The organism is Cupriavidus sp. BIS7 (assembly GCF_000292345.1).
GTDB lineage: Bacteria > Pseudomonadota > Gammaproteobacteria > Burkholderiales > Burkholderiaceae > Cupriavidus.
Genome location: NZ_ALOU01000049.1, coordinates 24,109 through 45,430, shown reverse-complemented (window position 1 = coordinate 45,430; position 21,322 = coordinate 24,109). Strand labels below are relative to the sequence as shown.

16 protein-coding genes are annotated in these 21,322 nt (G+C 63.2%); 2 read left to right on the top strand and 14 right to left on the bottom strand.

Translation table 11 applies throughout. The features are described 5' to 3' along the window. The first annotated feature begins 79 nt into the window (after nt 1-79). Both B552_RS0117770 and B552_RS0117765 read left to right on the top strand, forming a co-directional pair. Entirely contained in the window at nt 80-1,456 is a 1,377-nt protein-coding gene (locus B552_RS0117770) for an L-serine ammonia-lyase (protein ID WP_019450400.1), read from the top strand. Nucleotides 1,457-1,528: 72 nt separating this feature from the next. Beyond that, nucleotides 1,529-2,275, top strand: a complete 747-nt coding sequence (locus tag B552_RS0117765) for an MBL fold metallo-hydrolase (protein WP_019450399.1) — start codon at nt 1,529-1,531, stop codon at nt 2,273-2,275. A 14-nt stretch (nt 2,276-2,289) separates the two neighbouring features. Here the strand turns inward: B552_RS0117765 and B552_RS0117760 are convergent, their stop codons facing one another. The 14 genes from B552_RS0117760 to B552_RS0117690 all read right to left on the bottom strand — a co-directional run bounded on the left by B552_RS0117760 (nt 2,290) and on the right by B552_RS0117690 (nt 21,212). Further along, the gene (locus B552_RS0117760; RefSeq protein ID WP_019450398.1) at nt 2,290-3,405 is read right to left on the bottom strand and encodes a YbdK family carboxylate-amine ligase; all 1,116 of its coding nucleotides are present in this window, start codon (nt 3,403-3,405) and stop codon (nt 2,290-2,292) included. Then, nucleotides 3,405-4,625, bottom strand: a complete 1,221-nt coding sequence (locus tag B552_RS0117755; protein ID WP_026035779.1) for a cation:proton antiporter — start codon at nt 4,623-4,625, stop codon at nt 3,405-3,407. The genes B552_RS0117760 and B552_RS0117755 overlap by 1 nt, the downstream gene beginning before the upstream one ends. A gap of 139 nt (nt 4,626-4,764) precedes the next feature. Then, the gene (locus B552_RS0117750) at nt 4,765-6,720 is read right to left on the bottom strand and encodes a tetratricopeptide repeat protein (protein ID WP_026035778.1); all 1,956 of its coding nucleotides are present in this window, start codon (nt 6,718-6,720) and stop codon (nt 4,765-4,767) included. A 179-nt stretch (nt 6,721-6,899) separates the two neighbouring features. Further along, a complete protein-coding gene (locus B552_RS0117745) occupies nt 6,900-7,280 on the bottom strand; it encodes a hypothetical protein (protein WP_157160287.1) in 381 nt (126 codons plus the stop codon). A gap of 31 nt (nt 7,281-7,311) precedes the next feature. Beyond that, the gene (locus B552_RS0117740) at nt 7,312-7,662 is read right to left on the bottom strand and encodes a hypothetical protein (RefSeq protein ID WP_157160286.1); all 351 of its coding nucleotides are present in this window, start codon (nt 7,660-7,662) and stop codon (nt 7,312-7,314) included. An 11-nt stretch (nt 7,663-7,673) separates the two neighbouring features. After that, nucleotides 7,674-8,039, bottom strand: a complete 366-nt coding sequence (locus B552_RS28915; protein ID WP_157160285.1) for a hypothetical protein — start codon at nt 8,037-8,039, stop codon at nt 7,674-7,676. After that, nucleotides 8,023-8,883, bottom strand: a complete 861-nt coding sequence (locus B552_RS28135; protein ID WP_019450392.1) for a DUF6402 family protein — start codon at nt 8,881-8,883, stop codon at nt 8,023-8,025. The genes B552_RS28915 and B552_RS28135 overlap by 17 nt, the downstream gene beginning before the upstream one ends. After that, entirely contained in the window at nt 8,880-9,479 is a 600-nt protein-coding gene (locus B552_RS27650; RefSeq protein WP_157160284.1) for a PAAR domain-containing protein, read from the bottom strand. The genes B552_RS28135 and B552_RS27650 overlap by 4 nt, the downstream gene beginning before the upstream one ends. Nucleotides 9,480-9,678: 199 nt before the next feature. Then, on the bottom strand, nt 9,679-10,830 hold the full coding sequence (locus tag B552_RS0117720) for a branched-chain amino acid ABC transporter substrate-binding protein (RefSeq protein ID WP_019450390.1): 1,152 nt from the start codon (nt 10,828-10,830) through the stop codon (nt 9,679-9,681). Nucleotides 10,831-10,987: 157 nt separating this feature from the next. Continuing rightward, nucleotides 10,988-14,944, bottom strand: coding sequence for a trifunctional transcriptional regulator/proline dehydrogenase/L-glutamate gamma-semialdehyde dehydrogenase (putA, locus tag B552_RS0117715; RefSeq protein ID WP_019450389.1), 3,957 nt, complete (start codon nt 14,942-14,944; stop codon nt 10,988-10,990). A gap of 195 nt (nt 14,945-15,139) precedes the next feature. After that, a complete protein-coding gene (locus B552_RS0117710; protein WP_026035777.1) occupies nt 15,140-17,434 on the bottom strand; it encodes a primosomal protein N' in 2,295 nt (764 codons plus the stop codon). A 501-nt stretch (nt 17,435-17,935) separates the two neighbouring features. After that, a complete protein-coding gene (gene hemE / locus B552_RS0117700; RefSeq protein ID WP_026035776.1) occupies nt 17,936-19,039 on the bottom strand; it encodes a uroporphyrinogen decarboxylase in 1,104 nt (367 codons plus the stop codon). An 88-nt stretch (nt 19,040-19,127) separates the two neighbouring features. Beyond that, a complete protein-coding gene (locus tag B552_RS0117695; protein ID WP_019450385.1) occupies nt 19,128-20,084 on the bottom strand; it encodes an alpha/beta hydrolase in 957 nt (318 codons plus the stop codon). A gap of 711 nt (nt 20,085-20,795) precedes the next feature. After that, nucleotides 20,796-21,212 (bottom strand): F0F1 ATP synthase subunit epsilon, encoded by a 417-nt coding sequence (locus tag B552_RS0117690; RefSeq protein ID WP_019450384.1) that lies wholly within the window; start codon nt 21,210-21,212, stop codon nt 20,796-20,798. Between the last annotated feature and the right edge of the window lie 110 nt (nt 21,213-21,322).

Genomic DNA, 21,322 nt, shown 5'->3' with positions numbered 1-21,322 from the left:
AAGGCGGCGTCCGGGCCACCCGGGTGCCGCTGGTGGGACCCTGCTCCGGCCAAGTGCCGGCGCATCACTGGAGTCAGTCGTGGCTGTCAGCGTCTTCGATCTATTCAAGGTGGGCATCGGCCCGTCCAGTTCGCATACGGTTGGGCCGATGCGCGCAGCACTGATGTTTGCGCACGGTCTGGAGCGCGACGGGCTGCTGGCGCAAGTGGCCAGCGTGCGCGTGGAGCTGTATGGATCGCTCGGCGCCACAGGCAAGGGGCACGGCACTGACAAGGGCGTGATCCTGGGTCTGATGGGCGAGTCGCCGGATACGGTGGACCCCGATACCATCGACAAGAAGCTCGCGGCGCTGCGCGCCAGCCGCACACTCTCGCTGCTCGGTACGCATGCCGTGCCGTTTGTCGAGCGCGACCACATCGCGTTCTATCGCCGCGAGGCGATGGCCGAACATCCCAACGGCATGAAGTTCCACGCCTACGACGCAGACGGCGCCTCGCTACGCGAGGCTCGCTATCTGTCAGTGGGCGGCGGCTTCATTGTCACCGCCGGTGCGCCGAACACGCAGTTGCAGGCCGCCGAACGCCAGTTGCCGCATCCGTTCCGCAGCGGCCGCGCGATGCTCGATATGGCCCACGCCAGTGGCAAGTCGATCGCACGGCTCATGCTCGAGAACGAACTGACGTGGCGATCCGAACAGGACGTCACCGACGGCCTCCTGCATATCTGGGATGTCATGCAGCAATGCGTGGCACGTGGCTGCCGCACTGACGGCGAACTGCCGGGACCGTTCAAGGTCCGCCGCCGCGCGCCCGAGCTATACCGCAACCTGACCGAACGCGCCGAACGCACGTTGTCCGACCCGCTTTCGGTGATGGACTGGGTCAACCTCTACGCAATCGCCGTCAACGAAGAGAACGCAGCCGGCGGTCGCGTGGTCACGGCACCAACCAACGGCGCGGCGGGCATCATTCCGGCCGTGCTGCATTACTACGACCGCTTTATCCCGGGTGCCAATCGCCAGGGCGCTGTGGACTTCCTGCTAACGGCTGGTGCGATCGGCCTGCTCTACAAGCTCAACGCGTCGATCTCTGGCGCGGAGGTCGGTTGCCAGGGTGAAGTCGGCGTGGCCTGCTCGATGGCGGCGGGCGCGCTGGCCGCGGTGCTTGGCGGCACGCCCGAGCAGGTGGAGAACGCCGCCGAGATCGGCATGGAGCACAACCTTGGCCTGACATGCGACCCGGTGGGCGGACTGGTGCAGATTCCGTGCATCGAGCGCAATGCGATGGCATCGGTGAAGGCGGTCAATGCGGCACGCATGGCGCTGCGCGGTGACGGCACGCACTATGTTTCGCTCGACTCGGTCATCAAGACCATGCGCGAAACCGGCGCGGACATGAAGACCAAATACAAGGAAACCGCGCGCGGCGGCCTGGCGGTCAATATCGTGGAGTGCTGATTCGGGTGGTCGGCGGCCATTGCCGACGTATGATTGAGGCACATCCGGCTTGCCAAGAATGAGAACACGGCCATGCAGACCTTCCATCAGCTTTTTGACGAAACGTCATCCACCTTCACCTACCTGCTGATCGACGCGGACACCCACGAGGCCGTGCTGATCGACCCCGTGGATCGGCAGTACGAGCGTGACCTCGCGGTGCTCAACGGTGCTGGGGCGAAACTGGCCTGGGTGGTCGAGACGCACGCGCACGCTGATCACATCACGTCCGCGGGACACCTCGCGCAGCAAACTGGCGCGCACACCGCCGCGCCCTCCGGCTGCGACATCAAGCCGGCGCAGAAACAGCTCATTGACGGCGACACGATCAGCTTCGGCAAACAAGTGCTGCGAGCAATCCATACACCGGGCCATACTGCGGGCAGCATGAGCTATCTCTGGGAAGAACCAATTGCCGATGGTGTGGTACGCCGCATCTTCACTGGCGATGCCTTGCTGATCGATGGCTGCGGCCGTACCGATTTCCAGTCGGGCGATGCGGGCACACTGTTCGACAGCCTGACGCAGAAGCTCTTCCGCCTGCCCGACGACACGCGCGTCTTTCCTGCGCATGACTACAAGGGCCGCACCGAATCAACGATCGGTCAGGAGCGCACCACCAACAGCCGCGTGGCAGGCCGCACGCGCGACGAGTTCATCGTCATGATGCGCGGCCTGAACCTACCTCGGCCGAAGATGATCGACGTGGCCGTTCCCGCCAACCAGCAGCTAGGGCTGGTGACGGGCCGCGATGGTGAAAGCGTGCCGCACGGCGCCTGAGCGCCAGGACTGGTTCAGGATTCCCACTGCTCGCAGGTCTGCCGCACCGTATCGCGCAGACTGTGCGCATCGTCGTTGATGGTGCGCACCCAGTGCGCATCATTGCTGCGGCTGGCAGCCAATGCGCGGATATTGGCCAGCGCCTGCAGCGAACCCAGCGCTTCGGCATGCGGCTCGAGCGCATCGCAGATCGACAGGATATGGTCGGCGATCGGCCTGCGCGTCAGTTCATTCGGATGCACGTACTCGCCTTCCAGACCGAAACGGCACGCCTGGAAGCGATTGAACGTGTAGACGAGATAGTCATCTTCCTGCGGCATGAATGGCCGCGACAGCAGCAGGTAGCGCGCTAGTGCCTGAATGTAGGCCGCGATGTCGCAGGCGCGGCCCACGGTCAATGGCGTATCCATGACGCGGACCTCGATCGTGCCGAATTCCGGCTTGGGACGGATATCCCAGTAGAAGTCCTTCATGCTCTCGATCACGCCGGTAGCACGCATCTTTTCGAAGTACGCCGTGAAGGCATCCCACGTCAGCACGAACGGTGCACGCCCGCTCATCGGAAATGCAGCCACCGAATTCAGGCGTGCCGATGCAAAGCCGGTATCCACGCCCTGCACATAGGGCGACGATGCAGCCAAGGCAATAAAGTGCGGCACGTAGCGCCCGATCGCGTGCAGCAGGAACAGTGATTCGTCCGCGCTCGGGCAACCGATATGGACGTGCTGCCCGAATACCGTGAACTGCTTGGCCAGATAGCCATAGAGCTCGGAAATGTACTGGTAGCGGGGCGAGTTCGAGATTGTGCGATCTGACCACACCTGGAACGGGTGCGTACCGCCGCCGCAGATCCCCAGGTTCAGCGAACGTGACGCGTTGACCATCAGGTCGCGCATGACTGTCAGTTCTTCAAGCGCCTGCGCATAGTCATGGCAGATGCCCGTACTGATCTCGATCATCGACGGACTGATCTCCGGCTTGATGTCGCCGGCATGCTGTGCGCCCTTGAGCGCACGGAGCAGGTCGGGCGCGAACGCGGCCAGGTCGTAGTCATGGCGGTTGACGAGCTGCAGCTCCAGTTCGACGCCGAACGTCAGTGCTTCGGAATGCTTGAACGCTTCGAGCGACATCAGCGCCCTCCATGGTCACGTGCTTCACCAGCGTAGCGCAGCGCCCACGCTGCAACGATGGGCCCGAGCAGTTGTTCGATCGCCAGCGCACACAGGATGATCGCGGCGAGCGGCGACCCGGTCCCCGGGTACAGCAGTGCGACATCGTTCATCAAAAGATATGCCAGCCCGGACATCGGGGCCAGCGCCAGGCCAAGCGCCGTGCTTTGGCGCAGGCTAAGGCCCGAGAACGATCCCAGTGATACCACGCCAACAAGCTTGGCAATGTGACGCATGACGACCAGCGTGATGGCCAGCATGCCGCCGATCGCCCAGTCGTGTGCCGTCAACGGCAGGCCGAGCGAGACAACCATCACGATGATCAGCAGGCTGCCCGCGCTGCCGAAGTGCGTTGGCCACACATGCGGCTGGCGATCCTGATGCTTGAAGACCACACCGGCCAGCATCAGTGAGAGCGGCATCGACAGTTTCAGCACGCGCGTCAGCGCCAGCGCAAACAGCACCACGCCAACCAGCACCAGGAAGCTGTAATGATCATCGGCGGACATCCGGGCGTAGATCGCATGGCCAACCTTGCCGACGACCCACGCCAGCAGGCACGACCCAACCAGCAGGTACAACGGATGCAGCAGCGCCGCGCCGATGTTGCCGTACTCGGAGTGCAGCCAGCCGGTGGCCACCTGCACGATGACGGCCGCATAAATGCTGTTCAGGGCCGACATCGCCATCAGCCGCTCGGTCACCTGGCCATCGGCACGCAGTTCGTTCTTGAGCTGGAGCACGATGGTTGGCGACGTGCTGACCGCGATGCCACCCGCAAGGATCGCAACGGCTGGCGACGCACCGAGCCATTGCAGCACCGTCGACACCAGCCCCCAGGTCAGCAGGCTTTCCGCCCCGCTCGTGAACAGCAGCCAGCGGTTCGCGCGCAGCCACGACAGCGACAGCCGGTGGCCAAGCTCGAACAGCGCCAGGGCCAGCGCCATGTCGATCAGGATGCGCGTCTGCGCAATCATGTTTTCGTCGACGATGCTGCGCCCAAGCGTACCCGCGAACAGCCCCGCCACCGCGTATCCGACGATACGAGGACAGGCCAGCCAGCGGCGGCAGACCTCTCCGGCCAGTCCCGCGCCAATCAGCGCAAGCCCGACCCAGAACAGGCCGCCCGGAACCAAAGGCAGAGATGGGAAAAGTTGGCTCAATCCGGTCATGGCCGACATGGTAACGGAAGCACGCGAATTTTCGTGTCGGGTGTTGTCCGACGTTTCTGTTAATGTGCTCGCAATTTTCAGCTTCTACAAACAAAAAACGCCATCTTCGTCGATGGCGCTTTTTGGCATTTTCAAAATCAGATTCGGCTCATACGCCCCAGACCTTCCACCTCGGGCGCGTCGCCTTCAAACTGGCCTCCACCTGTGCAAAAAGCCCGCGGGTCGTACCCTTTTCGGCGTCCAGCGCGCGCGCCCGCTCGAACCAGGCGAGTGCTGTCTCCCTTTGCCCCATTCCCAGCGCGGCGCGCACGGCTGCCAGCCAGGTCTGAGCATCCCAGTCGTCCCGCGCGGCCAGCGCAAGCTGGAAATCGGTCAGCGCTTCGGGGTATCGCTCCATGTCGACGAACAGCTTAGCGCGCTGCACACGCGTCGGGGCCTGGGCGCGCGCATCGCCCTCGCCCAGCAAAACAGCCTGCTCCAGCAGCGGCAGCGCGCGCTCGTTGTCGCCAACGTCGCGCCAGATCTGTCCGAAGCGGCTGCACAGCCAGCCATCCTCCACGAGCATCGACCGGCGCTGCAGTGCCTCAAGCTCGTTCAGTGCGTCGGTGCGGTCGTGTTCATCCATCGACGCCATGCCGGTCTGCAGCAGCCCCGCGTAATGCGCACGCGCATGTGCCATGGCGTGCGCACCTTCGCTGCGCGCCTCAACCGGCAACGCATCGAGACGTGCATCCATATGCGTGATGGCCGCACTTGCCGACTCGGCCGCCTCACGCCCGCCAATGGCTGCCCAGGCCGCCACCAGACGGCTGAACGCCCAACTGACATCCGCCGGATTCCGCTCCAACGGGTAACGGTTCAGCACCTCTCCGGCCAGGTCCACGATCTGTTGATGCTGGCCGGCTGCGGCGTGCGCATCGAGCAGATCGATCCAGTGATCGATGAAATCGCTGGCTTCCATGCCCTTGCGGTGCAGCGCCAGTTTCTCTTCCAAGTGTTCCGCGTCAGCGGGCAGCAAGCGCGCCAGCAGTCGGCACAGCAGCGAATAGAGATGGGGATCGGCATTGCCGCCATGGCCGCGCACGTCGCCCTCGCCTGTGGAAAAGTACGCCTCGAAACAGGCCAGACCCTTGCGACAGGCGGCCTCCAGCAGCGGCCTGAGCGTGGCCTGCGACGCTGGCACCTCGTCGATGAACGCACCGAGCGCGCTGGCAGCGTGGAAGTAGAGTGCGCCGTCATCGGCATCGGCGGTCATCGCGAATCCGGTCCAAGCCGGTTGCGGCGCGGGAGCGTTGGCCGCCGCCGCCGCGTTGTTCTGGTGGCGCCAGGTCAACGCGCGTACCTGTGCCAGCGGATCGGGCTCCTGACGCAGATAGGTATCCATGTCGTCGAGCGCGCCAGCGGGGTCGATGCCCAGCCGTAGCGGCGCACGCAGACGGCGGGCCTCGGGATGGTCGGGATGATCGGCCAGCACGCGTTCGGCCTGGACCACGGCCAGCGCGTCGCCCTCGGCCGGCGTCAGATCGAGCAACTCGGGGGAATCTAGCGCGATGCGCCCGAGGCACACGCGCAGCAGTGGCTCGCCGGGCTGGCCAGCGGCATCGCTACGCGCAACGTAGTCCTGCACCAGCGGCAGGATGTCGCCGGCGCCCAGGTCGGGCGCGCGGTACAGCAGGTCATGCCAGTAGCGGCCGGCCAGCGCGAAGTCGTTGAGCCGGAACGCAACGAAACCCGCATAGAAATGCGCCGCCCATTCACCAGTGGCCAAACCATTGCGGCGAGCGGCTTCATGCAGCCACGGCTGCGCATCGGTATCGCGACCCTCGCGCATCAGCAGCGTGCCGTAGACATGAGCCAGCGCGCCACGCGACGCCCAGCGGTGCACCGGCGCCAGTTGCAGCGACGGCAGTCGATCCATCGCTTCATCCAGCGCGGCCAGCGCGCCAGGCACATCGCCACGATCGGCATGCAGTTGCGCACGCAGTGCGGCGTAATCCACCACTTCAGGGTGCGCCGCCCAAAGCTGGTCGGCAATCTGCAGCGCCTCGTCGTGGCGCCCTTCATTGGCTAGCGCGATCGCGTGCTCGTAACGGACATCCTGCACGGTCGATTCCTTGTTCAAAAATTCAGCAGAAGCAGAATTATGCGCTAACGGCGGGGGTTGCTTGGGGAAGAACAGCGGGGGAAAGGGAGGTGATTGGGGTTGACGGACCGAGGGGCCCTCCAACTCGGGCGCTCGACCACGGTCAACCACGGCGTTGCACACTCGGATGGCTAACAGTCTCAAAGACACGTCTTGTCTTGATTGTCAGCGGCGCCGTTCGTCGGCAAGTGGAGCCGGTCATCTGTGCCAAACACTACGGAATTTTGCTTCCAGGTGGGCCGGTTATAAGTAAAAAAGTCGCCATTCCAATGATGTAGCAGGTTGCCCTTCTGGTCAAAAACAAGCACCCAACCAAATTTGTTGCCAGGCGCATATAGCGCGGATGACAGCAGGCTCTCCACCTTGATCAAATAGTATTGACGATTGGGGCTCCAGCATCTTTCACCGAACAGCAGAGCGTATGAAAAATTCAAGCCCATCAGCAAGAATGGAACAAGCGGCACGAGCGCCCACCACTCACGCCCAAGCCATTGCAATGCCTTTGGATTCATTCGTTTCATAGGACTTGGTGAAGTCATTAGTACATTGGAACTAATAGCAAATGCGGTTGAGATCGCCGTCGCCACCGTCTGTCGGCAGAATCAACGTGGCTTGCGGTTCATTCATGATTACGACCTTCTTCCCAAGCCACCAAGGTCCACCGTAGCCACTCAACCCGCCATCCCAGCGGTGTACGAAATTGCTGTATTTGTCATAGATCAGAATCCAACCCTCCTCATCGCCGTATCTCGAAAACAACGCCGAGAAGAGGGTCTGCTTTCGAACCATGAAATATTCGTGATTGGGGCTCCAGCAGTCGTCGTCGTAGAGAATGCCGCGTTTGCCGATGCTGATGGAGAGGCCGATCAACGTGGCGACAGCGAGCAAATACCAACGGAGCATGACGCTGTGGTTCAGTAGCAAAGATGAATACGGTCGCTGTCTCCGCCATCTACTGGCAAAGGCAACAGTGCCTGCGGCTGATTCAGGATGTTCACAGCATCTCCACTCCAAAATGGTCCACCTTCCGTACTGAGGTCTCCGTCCCAGCGGTGCACCAAATTGCCATGCTTGTCGTAGATCAAAACCCACCCATTCTCGTCACCGCGCCTGGAAAGTAACGCCGACGCGACCGTCTGCTTTCGAACCATGAAGAACTCATGGTTTGGACTCCAGCAATCGTCGTCGTACAACACTCCGCGTTTGGATAGGTGAATGAAGATACCCACTAATGCTGCCGCGAGCAGCAAATACCAACGTCGCCTAATCCAGCGGAACATGATCGATATGTGGCTCGAGCCATAGGACATCCGAAAAGACATAAAAATCGCCGCCCTCGTTCCTGGCATGTTGCCAACGGCGAAAATCGACATTCCTCGCAGGGACGAATCCCGCGAATCGCGCCGCTCGCAAGGCAGTTGGCGAGCCAACATAAGCGGCCAGTTCTGATTTCGACAGACACCGGTCTCGGCTCCATACACCAAGTCCAACAGCACTATCAACGAGCCAGTCTGCATCGAAATCATAGGTGTCACGGCAGTACAGACCGATCTTATGCACCTCAAATACTTCACGGCCCGATATCGGCGATTCGGCAGTGCGCCCCTTCACTGCCAACTTGAATAAGCCTTTATTAACCGCACCAAACAAGTCATTGAAGGTGTCTCGATATGCTCCAAAGGCCCTGAAATTGACCTGGCACGTAGTCTCTGCCTGCATGGCAGTCGTTACACCGTACCCGAGCTTGGTACTGACGCCAGGAGCCCAGCCGGCGCGATAGAGCCGTTTCTTCAATTCTTCACGGCCCTTATCCGTATCCCAGGTTGAACACAACTCATCAAAGGCAGGAAGCACGGACTCGAAACCAAGCAACCATTCCATAGTCACCAGACGGTTTTCCACTCGGGACACAGGTAACACTGTGACATCGGACCTTGTTTTCTCTGCCTGACTCATCGCCCACGCCGGCTTAGTCGCAAACCACCGCCGCATCAGCGCCGCCGACACGCGCCAGCCCATCTTGTCCATCGCGCCGGGGATTTCGTCGAGGTACATTGGATTCCCCGACAGAACCTTGCCCTGCCGGTTCGACTTCGGACTCAGAAAAGAAGTGGCGATGCTCATGGCCGGATCCCCATTTCGGTCTGGAGGACCCAGTTCAATTTCACGGATTGGCCCTCGTGGCCGCAGATGACGTCGGTCTTGCCATCGGCGCCCGTGCAGCCTTCGCGTTCACCGTCCGGCGTTTCGATGCCCCATGCAAAGCCAGCAAGGGGCTGGCCGGTATGCATGTCCGTCAGGACAAAATGTGTGTCGTAGTCTTCCGGAGGCTCGTTGTGCGCAGCGGCAGTTCGGCCTGCTGACGGTTCGGCGGTGCCGTCGACCTTGATTACCCAGCGCCGTCCGAATTCCGGAATAATTCGCGGCGGACGTTCGCATTTGCAAGCCACCAGATCGCCGCCCACCGCCTGTTTTGCACCACCCGATGTCAAATCGGTCAACCGCCTCCGATCTGGCACTCCGGCTCCAGCGAAGATGATGCCCTCGCTCTTGCATGCGCCGCACCACGCGCGGTGCCCGATCAACGCCATCCGCCGGCGCCGGCCGTCGATGCCCGTGATATGAATAGACCCGGATCCTTCAAGAATCCGACTATCGCCACCGCTGTCCAGCGGGTCGTCCATCACCGCCGAATAGAAAATCCCCATACTCTGCTCCATGATGAAAGCCGTCCCATCGACGGCATAACGGAGCAGGCTAGCGACGCACTTCCCTAGGACGCAATCGCCGTTCTCTTGAAGTGGGGCGCGCCGTGGCCCACCACAAAAAAACGCCACCACGGGCCCAGCCCGGGTGGCGTTCATGACTGCAGGCGTGCCGGCCGAAGGAAAGTCGTCCGGTGCGCCGATGCGGGTGGGATTACTTGCCGCCCACGGTCTCCAGCACGGTCCACTTGCCGCCGACCACCTTGTAGACGGTGATGCCGCCGTCCTTCAGGTCGCCGCGGGCGTCATAGGCCAGCGTCTTGGTGGTCACGCCCTGCATGTTGGTCGCGGCCAGTACCGGCAGATAGCGCGCGGGATCGGCCGAGCCGGCCTTGATCATCGCGGTCATCATCGCGGTGGCGCCGTCATAGGCGTACGGCGAGTAGGTCTGGACCTTCGAGCCGAAGCGCTTCTCGTACTTCTTCTCGTAGGCCTGGCCACCCGGCATCTGATCCAGCGGCAGGCCGGCCAGCGATACCACGGTGCCGTCCGCTGCCGGGCCGGCCAGCTTCAGGAAGTTGTCGGTCTTGGACATTTCGCCCGACACCAGCGGCGCCTTCATGCCCAGTTCCCTCACCTGCTTGGCCATCGGGGCCGACTGCGTCTCGGCGCCGCCGTAGAAGATGATGTCCGGATTCGCGCGCTTGATGTTGGTCAGCACGGCCTTGAAGTCCACGGCCTTGTCGTTCGTGAATTCGCGGCGCACGATCTTGCCGCCGGCGGCCTTGGCGGCCTTCTCGAACTCGTCTGCCAGACCCTGGCCGTAGGCCGTACGGTCATCGACGATGGCGATGTTCTTGGCACCGAGCTTCTTCACCACGAACGCGCCGATCACCGAACCCTGCTGGGTGTCGGACGTCATCATGCGGAACGTGGTCTTGAAGCCTTGGCGGGTGTACTCAGGCGCCGTGGCCATGGCGATCTGCGGAATGCCGGCACGGTTGTAGACCATCGACGCCGGGATGCTGGTACCCGAGTTGAAGTGGCCAAGCATGCCCTGGATGCCCGAGTCCACGAGCTTCTGCGCCACCACCGAACCGGTCTTCGGGTCGGCCTGGTCGTCCTCGGAGACCAGAACGAACTTGACTTCCTTGCCACCGATCTTGGGCTTGGTGGCGTTCATGTCCTCGATGGCGAGGACGATACCGTTCTGCATGTCCTTGCCGTACTGCGCCTGGCCGCCGGTCATCGGGCCGGCAAAGCCCAGCTTGATTTCCTGCGCCTGGGCAAAAGCAGCCGAAGCAGCGGTCAGGCCTGCGACGGCCATGGCAACGGTCATCGCCGTTTTGCGGAATGTCGAGCTCATCAGTTCTCCTTGGGTCCCATAGGGTGCCATATGGTGCCGGTGTCGGCATTGTTTGCGGCACGGCGTTGGCGGCGCCGTTCCGTTCCTGGTTTGTGCGATGGGATCGGGATCACCGGCCCCCGCCGCACACTGCGACGCACGACGGTCGAGGCCAGCCTCAGCCGATCGTCATCAAACTTGCATTGCCGCCCGCAGCCGCCGTGTTGACGGACAGCGAACGCTCGATCAACAAACGCTCCAGAGCAATATTCGGTTCACCTTGGGCGAGACCCTGCACGCCGACGATCGGACCGGGGCGCGTGGCCACCTGTTCGCAGACGGTACGCAGCTGGTCGGAATCGCCATGGTGCAGCACAGCATCGAACGCCGTGTCCGTCGACATCCAGTCGGAAACCATGCGGACGCGCGATTGTACTGCCGCCGGCAGCCGTCCCGACAGGGCCCTGGCCATCGGTGTGTCAACACACAACGCTTCGCTGCCGACGGCCAGCACGGCGGCCAGTTGTAGCGCCAGATCCGATTCCTGCTGGGCCAGGCACAGCACGCGTTCGCGCGGCAGCAGCGTGTACGTGTTGCGCTCGCCGGTGGGGCCCGGCAGCGTCACGCCAAGGCCTGCCGGCGAAGCTGCGGCAAAGCGGTCGCACGCGGCGGCAACTTCTGGCTGGCTGGCCTGCGCCCAGGTCTTCAGCGCGGCCAGCCCTTCCAACGCCGGTGCGGCGGCGGTAGCGCCAGCGGCTTCCGATGCCCGCACGGCGCGGACCACGGCATCCTGCGGGCACACCGACAGCAGCCGATGCAGGTACAGCGGGCCACCCGCCTTCGGTCCCGTGCCGGACAGGCCTTCGCCGCCGAACGGCTGCACGCCCACCACGGCGCCGACGATATTACGGTTCACATACAGGTTGCCCACATGCGCGCGGTCAACGATATGCGCGATGGTCTCGTCGATCCGTGTGTGGATGCCGAGCGTCAGGCCGTAGCCGGTGCCGTTGATCTGGTCGATCATCTTGTCCAGCGCGGCACGCGGGAAGCGCACCACATGGAGCACCGGGCCGAACACTTCGCGCTTGAGCTCCGCGATCGAATCGAGTTCGATCAGCGTTGGCGGCACGAACGTGCCATGACGCGTGGCTGCATCCGCCTGGGAATCCGACTGGTAGACGCGGCGGCCCTTGGCACGCATGGCGTCGATATGGCGCACGATGTTGCCGCGCGCTTCGTCGTCGATCACCGGACCGACGTCGGTGGACAAGCGATCGGGATTGCCGATCGTCAGCTCGCCCATCGCGCCCTTGAGCATTTCCACGATGCGGTCGGCCACGTCCTCCTGCAGGCACAGCACGCGCAGGGCCGAGCAGCGCTGGCCGGCCGAGTCGAACGCCGAGGACACCACATCGCCCACCACCTGTTCGGCCAGTGCCGACGAGTCGACGATCATCGCGTTCTGGCCACCGGTTTCGGCGATCAGCGGAACCGGGCGGCCGGCGGCATCCAGACGCCCCGCCAGATTACGTTGCAGCAGGCGGGCGACTTCGGTCGAGCCCGTGAACATCACGCCCTTGACGCGCGCATCGCCCACCAGCATGGCGCCCACGGTCTCGCCACGGCCGGGCAGCAGTTGCACCGCACCGGCCGGCACACCGGCCTCGCGCAACAGGCGCACGGCGGCGGCCGCGATCAGCGGGGTCTGCTCGGCTGGCTTGGCCAGCACCGGATTGCCGGCGGCCAGCGCGGCGGCCACCTGGCCGGTAAAGATTGCCAGCGGGAAGTTCCACGGGCTGATGCAAACCACGGGACCAAGCGGGCGATGGGTGTCGTTCGAGAACGTCTCGCGCACCTGCGTCGCGTAATAGCGCAGGAAGTCCACGGCCTCGCGCACCTCGGCAATCGCGTTCGAGAACGTCTTGCCGGCCTCGCGCATGATGATGCCCATCAGCGACTGCATCTGCGCTTCCATCAGGTCGGCGGCGCGTTCCAGCGCGGCGGCGCGGACTTCGGGCGGCGTGGCCTGCCAGATCGGCGCCACGTTGACGGCCGCGCCCAGCGCGGCCGCGATCTCGGCCGGCGTGGCCTCGCTGACGTGGCCCACCACATCGCGATGATCGGCCGGGTTCAGCACGGCTTCCGAGGTGACGCCCGAACGCTCCACGTCCGCGCCCAGCAGCGGTTCAGCACGATGGGTGTCGCTGGTGCCGGCCAGCAGCGCCGACGACAGCGACGCCAGGCGGTGTTCGTTCGACAGATCGATACCTGCCGAGTTGGCCCGCGCCTTGCCGTACAGCCCACGCGGCTGCGCAATGCGCGGATGCGGCTGGCCAAGCACGCCTTCGGCCTTGTGCATGGCCTCGACCACGGCCACGGGATCGGCCACGAGGTCATCAAGCGAGATCGTCTCGTCGGCGATCCGGTTCACGAACGAGGTGTTGGCGCCGTTCTCCAGCAGGCGGCGTACCAGATAGGCCAGCAGCGTTTCATGCGTGCCCACCGGTGCGTAGATCCGGCACGGACGGTTGAACTTGCCGTCGGCGATCGGACCCACCACCTGGTCGTACAGCGGCTCGCCCATGCCGTGCAGGCACTGGAACTCGTACTGGCCGGGGTAGTAGTTCTGACCGGCGATCTGGTAGATGGCCGACAGCGTGTGCGCGTTGTGCGTGGCGAACTGTGGATAAATCGCATCCGGCACGGACAGCAGCTTGCGCGCGCAAGCCACGTACGACACATCGGTGTAGACCTTGCGCGTGTAGACCGGGTAGCCCTCGAGCCCATCGACCTGCCCGCGCTTGATTTCGCTATCCCAGTAGGCGCCCTTGACCAGACGGATCATCAGGCGGTGGCGGCTGCGGCGTGCCAGGTCGATCAGGTAGTCGATCACGAACGGGCAGCGCTTCTGGTAGCCCTGCACCACGAAGCCGATGCCGTTCCAGCCGGCCAGTTCGGGCTCGAAGCACAGGCGTTCTAGCAGATCGAGCGAGATTTCCAGGCGGTCGGCTTCCTCGGCGTCGATATTGATGCCGATGTCGTACTGACGCGCCAGCAGCGTCAGCCCCTTCAGGCGGCCATAGAGTTCGGTGATCACACGCTCGTGCTGCGCGCGGCTGTAGCGCGGGTGCAGCGCCGACAGCTTGATCGAGATGCCCGGGCCTTCATAGATACCGCGGCCACGCGAGGCCTGGCCGATCGCGTGGATCGCCTGTTCGTACGAGGCCAGGTAGCGCTGGGCATCGGCTTCGGTCATCGCCGCTTCGCCGAGCATGTCATACGAATAGCGGAAGCCCTCTTCCTCGTACTTGCGCGCGTTGGCCAGCGCTTCGGAGATCGTCTCGCCGGTCACGAACTGCTCGCCCATCAGGCGCATCGCCATGTCCACGCCCTTGCGGATCAGCGGCTCGCCGCCCTTGCCGATGATGCGCGTGAGCGCCTTGGTCAGGCCAGCCTCGGTGTGCGTGGCCACCAGCTTGCCGGTCAGCAGCAGGCCCCAGGTGGCCGCATTCACGAACAGCGACGGGCTTTGTCCCAGGTGCGACTGCCAGTTGGCGCCGCTGATCTTGTCGCGGATCAGCGCGTCACGCGTGGCCTTGTCGGGGATGCGCAGCAGCGCTTCGGCCAGGCACATCAGCGCCACGCCTTCCTGCGAGGACAGCGAGAACTCCTGGATCAGTCCCTGCACCAGCCCTTCGCGGCCGGTGCCCACCTTCTGCTCGCGCAGCTTGCCGGCCAGCGTCCGGGCCATCTTGATGGCGGCGTCGGCCTGTGCGTGCGGCAGGCGTGCCTGCTCCAGCAGCACCGGCACGCATTCGGTTTCGGGGCGGCGGTAGGCGGACGTGATGGCCGCGCGCAGCACCGACTGCGGCTGGATGCTCTGGGCGAATTCCAGGAATGGCTGGGGAGCGGCGTCGGTCTGTGCGGCCTCGCCTGAATCTCCGCCGTCGGCATCGCCCACGGCGCTGGCTCCCATCTCATGCGGATGATGGCCGCGTTCTACCTGTTCCAGGTACGTGAAGATGGCTTGCTTGATCAGCCAGTGGGGAGTGCGGTCGATGGACTGCGCGGCGCGCTTCAGGCGTTCGCGCGATGCATCGTCGAGCTTGACGCCGAGGGTGGTGGTGGCCATGCGAGCGGTTCTCCAGCGATTTCTTGAATATCGTTTGGCAGCATCGGCGATACGCGTGTGCGTACCGGCCAGCTAGCCGGGCTGGCGCGATCTTACTCTCGGAAATTTATGAGGTGCAACCTAGTGCAACCACCTAGCTCGATCATGGTGCAAAGGTTGCACCAAAGCCACTTTCAACGCGCTGTACTACACCGCTCAAATGCGTAGCGGATCAATCTCCAACTGCCAGCGCACCCCTTTGACGCGGGCTGCCACGTCATCGAATGTCCGTACCCACTCACTGACAAAGCGTTGTAATACCGGGCGCGAGCCAGCCTCCACCAGCATTTGTGCGCGCTCCTTGTTGAACAGCCGCACCATCGACATCGGCACCGGATCGTGCAGTTGCACCTCGGGCGCCATCGCACAGGCGTCGGCAGCATCGCGCGCGGTCTGCAGGAACGCGATGGCGCGCTCGAGCTGGCTGTGCTCGGCCGTCACCAGCACCTGGTAGACGAACGGGGGCAACCCCGCCTGCCGGCGCTCGCGCAACTGGCTGGCCGCGAATCCATCATAGTCATGGCGTACCAATGCCTGCAATGCCGGGGCATCCGGGTAGCGCGTCTGGATCAGGACTTCGCCGCCCAGCCCCGCCCTGCCCGCCCGGCCAGATACCTGCATCAGCGATGCGAACAGGTGCTCGGCGGCGCGGAAGTCGTGGCTGAACATGGCGGCGTCGGGATGGACGATGCCGACTAGCGTCACGCGCTGGAAGTCGTGTCCCTTGGCCACCATCTGCGTACCCACGAGGATATCGACCTCGCCGGCATGGACGTCGTCGAACATCGCCTGCGCGCTGCCCTTGCGCCGCGTGGAGTCGGCGTCGATCCGGGCGATGCGCGCTTGCGGAAACCGGGCGGCAAGCGCCTCCTCGATCCGCTGCGTGCCGCGCCCCAGCGGGGCGATATCGACGTTGCCACAGTCGGGGCAATGATGCGGCACTGGCGCCTCAAGCCCGCAGTGGTGGCAGCGCAGTCGGCGTTCGGGCCGATGCAGCACCAGGTAGGCCGAGCAGCGCGGGCAGCCTGACAGCCAGCCGCAACTGTCACAGGCCAGGACTGGCGCGTAGCCGCGCCGGTTCAGGAACAGCAGGCTTTGCTGCCCGCGGTCGAGGCGCTGCTGGATCGCATCGAGCAGCGGCACGGACAGCCCCTCGAACAGATGGCGCTGGCGTTGGTGTTCATGGTTCAGGTCGATCAGCCTGACTGACGGCAGCGCGGCATCGGCCTGCGCCCGCTCGCGCAGCACCAGCTTGCGGTAGGCGCCCTGCTCGGCACGGTGCCAGGACTCCATTGAGGGCGTGGCGGAACCAAGGACGATCGGAATCCCTAGCTGGTTAGCACGCCACACCGCCAGGTCGCGGGCCGAATAGCGCAGGCCTTCCTGCTGCTTGTAGGACGTATCGTGCTCTTCGTCGACAACGATCAGCTTCAGGTGTGGCAGCGATGCCATGATGGCCATGCGCGTGCCAAGCACGATGCGAGCCTCGCCGCGATGGGCCGCCAGCCATTGCAGGCTGCGCTCCTGATCGGCCAGGCCACTGTGGAGGACGGCGAGAGGCTGCTGCGGAAAGCGCTCGGCGATGCGCGCCTGCAGTTGCGGCGTGAGGTTGATCTCGGGGACCAGCATCAGCACCTGGGCGGTCGGGTCCTCGGCCAGACGAGCGGCGATGGCATGGAGATAGACCTCGGTCTTGCCACTTCCCGTCACGCCATGCAGCAGGAAAGCCGCAAAACCGTGCGCCGCGCTGATCGCGTCCACAGCCTCGCGTTGGGCGTGATGCAGCGGCGGTGCGATCGATGGGGCTTGTTGTGGGGCGATTTCGAGCAGCGGACGGTCAGTGTGTGTGCTTGTAATCCAGCCCGCTTCCTCCCACTCGGCCAGCCGCGCCGGGGCAGCAGTGCAAAGGTCGCGCGCCTCGCTCAGCCGTAATCCGTCCGGTGCGGTGGTGATGGCCGTGGCCAGGGCATGCACGGTCCGCGCACGCGCTGGAATGGCTGCGAGCATCGCCTCGGCTTGCGCGGGGCGTACCCGGTACTGCGTGGTTCGGGCGCGCTGCTCCAGACGCTCCCAAGCCTGTGGGTCCCGCAGCGACGGCGGCAGCGCCGGCAGCATCACTTCGCCAAGGCGGCGATGGTAGTAGCGTGCCGCAAAGCGGGCAAGCGCAATCCAGTCCGCGTTAAGCGCGGGCATCCAGCCGAGATGGCCTGCGATTGGGCGCATGCGATCGGCCGGCACACTGGATTCGCTGGCGCGCTCAACCACAGCACCCATGACATGGCGCCTTCCGAACGGCACGACCACCAAGTCGCCCGGCCGGACATCTTCACCTGCCAGATAGTCAAAGCAATCGTCCGCAGGCGTGTCTATCGCAACACGAACGATGCCAGGGGCCAGATCGTCACCGGGAACTTGTAACGCTTTTGCCACAGCCCCTTCCGCAACTGTCATCAGACACCCCCTTCTTGGTGCAGTACGGCTGCGCGATGGTTGTGCATGGCAAGCGTGGCCGAAACCTTGAGGAGATTCTGTGTGCGGCGCAACATCAACTTAAAGTAAATCTTGAAATGTGACCCTAAGTCGATGATCCATGGCTGGTTTTCCACGTTCGCTGTCACACCTGTGGATAACTTTGTTGAAAAGTCGCATCAAGTTCCCGCGAAGGCGCACAAATCAAGGCTTTCATCGGCCTTACACCATTGTTCCCGGCAGATTCAAATCCTTATGAATCAATGGGTTGCAAACACCCCCCAACTGAGTTAAGGGGTAACCCGCTCGTGCGGTGCGGCAAACCTATCGGTGTGCATAAGTCAAGCCTTGACAGCAAGGACCCGGCACCTTTTTGGCGAAATTTCGCAAATAGTTTACTTGACAGCTTTCCGATAGAGCCGTCGGCGACACAGCGATGGCGTCACGCGGACAAATCGCTGCGCCGCAGGGAAAACGCACGCTTCAGACAGCCGGTGCAACCTGCGCGGTACGCAGCTTGCGGCTATGGCTGTGGACCTCGTCAACCAGCACAGCCACGCTTTCCGGCGGCGTGAACTGCGAAATGCCGTGGCCGAGGTTGAACACATGACCGTCGCTGCCGCCTGCAGCCGCGTAACTGTCGAGCACATTGCGAACTTGTGCACGAATCGCTGCTTCGGGCGCGAAGAGTACCGTCGGATCGATATTGCCCTGCAGTGCCACACGGTCGCCGGTGCGGCGACGCGCCTGCGTGAGGTTCACGGTCCAGTCCAGACCGATGGCGTCCGGGCCGATCGCTGCGATTTCCTCGAGCCAGATACCGCCGCCCTTGGTAAAGACGATGACCGGGATCTGCTGGCCGTCGTGCTCGCGCTTGATACCCTGCAGCACCTGACGCATATACGCGAGCGAGAACTCCTGGTACATGCCGTCCGCCAGAGCGCCGCCCCAGGTGTCAAAGACCATCACGGCCTGGGCACCCGCTTCGATCTGCGCGTTGAGATACGCCGCAACGGCACGGGCGTTGATCTCGAGGATTCGGTGCATCAGGTCCGGGCGGCCGTACATCATGGCCTTGACCGTGCGGAAATCGTCCGAGCCGCCACCTTCAACCATGTAGCAAGCGAGCGTCCACGGGCTTCCCGAGAAGCCGATCAGCGGTACGCGCTGACGGCCGTCCTGTACCAGGGCGCGCCGAATCTCGCTGACGGCGTCGAACACATATTGCAGCGAAGCCATATCCGGCACGGCAAGCTTGGCCACGTCGCTTTCCGTGCGCAGCGGATGCGCGAAGCGCGGACCCTCGCCTTGTGCGAACGACAGGCCAAGCCCCATCGCATCGGGTACGGTGAGGATGTCCGAGAACAGGATCGCAGCGTCTAGCGGGTAACGATCGAGCGGCTGCAGCGTAACTTCGGTCGCATAAGCCGGATTCTTCGCCAGTCCGAGAAAGCTTCCGGCACGTGCACGTGTAGCGTTGTACTCGGGAAGATAGCGGCCGGCCTGGCGCATCAGCCAGAGCGGCGTGTATTCGGTAGGTTGCCGGCGCAGCGCGCGCAGGAAGGTGTCGTTCTGCAATGCGGTCATGGTCATCCTCTTGAGACCGCCATTCTACGGGATGGCCGGCCGCCAAAGCCGCCTGGACCGTGATATCGACGATTCCGACAACGCCGGTTCAGATGTCGTCGAGCACGCTTGCAAATGATTCGGCGGCGCGGCGCATCCACTCGCGTGCACGCGGGACATCCGGTTGCAGGCGCGCAAAACCGTGCGTCATGCCGCTGGCCTCGATCGTGATGACCGGTGCATCATGACGCACGAGGAAATCGGCATACGCCAGGCCATCGTCCCGGAGTACATCATTGGCGGCAACGACCACCACGCTGGCAGGCGGTAACTGCGCAGGTGGAGAGGCCATCAGGTGAATGCGCAGATCATTCTGTTCCGCGCCCCGCGCCAGTGCATCCGAGCCGATGAACTGGGTCCAGAACCACGCCATCTCTTCACGCGTAAGGCCGGGCCCCTGCGCGAACGCGCGATAGCTTTCGGTGGTCAGCAATGGCGCGGTTACCGGATAGATCAGCAACTGGGCCTGTACAACCGCTGCAGCACTCGCTTCGTTGACAGCCCGCGCGGCCACGGCTGCAAGATGCCCGCCGGCGCTGTCCCCGGCTACAGCGAGGAAATCGGGGGCGACATCCAGCCCGGCACGTTTCGCGGCAAGCCACTGTACTGCGGCGATCGCGTCGTTGCACGGGGTGGGGAAGGCAAACTCCGGCGCCAGCCGATAGTCGACACTGGCAACGGCGCACTGAGTATCCTCGGCCAGCAGCGCGGCAACGGTGTGGTGTGTCCCCGGCGAGCCTACAACCCACCCGCCGCCATGAAAGTAGACGATCAGGCGCGGCAACGTGACATTGGCGGGCCGGAACATCCGCACTGCCAGAGACCCGCCTTCGACCGGAATCGTAAGTTCCGTCACGCTCATGCCATCGGGGTCAGGCAATTGCGATTGCGCAGCAATGTCCACGAAGCGTGCGCGGCGTCCGGCGGCATCGTCTGGAACAGACTGGTTGGCGTAGTGGTCCGCCATTCGGCGGTAATAGGCAAGTAGCTGGGGATCGATGGCCATTGATGAGTGGGGAATCGCTTTGCGAACCGTTTCGAATCGTAACGCTGAATGCGCTACCGAACACAAAATCCGCGTGCTGGATTTCTTTATCCCGCGAAAGTGGGGATAGCCGAGCGGTCCCCGGGAAAAAACGTAATGTATTCAGTACACTATCGCGTCAATGTCTTAACATTTGACGCCACAGATAATGCCAGAAATCGTCGTGAAAACGCTTTCAGCAACGCCAAAAAGTGTGCAAAACGCCGTATTTATGCGCCCCGGCCTTTCATCTTCTTTCAAAACGATACATTTTGTTACTGCCATCGCCGGAAGTTTCCCCCACAATGCATTGACAGACCGACGTTCGGTTTGACGTGCCCCCGCCGCTAAAGCATTGAAAAATAAGGGGGCTTGAAGAAAGCCTTAGGCAGTAACCCGATTCATCCGGATCAGCCGATTCTGACTGATCCGGAGAACCAGGAAGACCAGTGCGCAAGATGCGGAGAGAACACTCCGAAGCGCGTGTAAGAGTAGCCTGGACCGAACCCGTTCCTTCGAATTGACCCCTCGAAGGGATTTTCCCGTCCGCGCGGAGCCTCCCCGGCCCGCGCGCTTTTTTTTGTGGTCCAGGCCACGAAATATAGCGCCCGTCTTACAAAAAAGGCAGCCATACGGCTGCCTTTTTCATTGCCGCGCCCAAAAAACAACAGCGCGGCAGTACTACTCAAATGCTTACTTCTTACGACGCAGGCGGGCAATTGCAGCAAGCTGCGCAGCAGCCACAGCAAGCTCGCTCTGGGCACGTGCCAGATCCAGATCACTGCTCTGGTTCTGCAGCAGTTCCTCGGCCGCGCGCTTGGCTTCATGAGCCTTGGCTTCGTCCAGATCGCTACCGCGGATTGCGGTATCGGCCAGCACAGTGACGTGCTGGGGCTGGACTTCAAGAATGCCGCCGGCAACGAAAACGAACTCTTCGCCGCCGTCTTCCTTCTCGATGCGCACTGCGCCCGGCTGGATGCGGGTAATCAGCGGCGTGTGGCCCGGCAGAATACCCAGTTCACCCGTCTCGCCCGGCAGCGCCACGAACTTCGCCTGACCGGAGAAGATCGACGCTTCCGCGCTGACGACGTCTACAAGAATGGTTGCCATATAAGATCCTTTCTCCAGAAGAGCGTTTGCCTCCAGAAATCAGGAAGCAAGTACTTCGCCTTCAGTCCGTTTGCGACTGCCGCAGACCGTAGTCTGACTTTCGGCCGCGC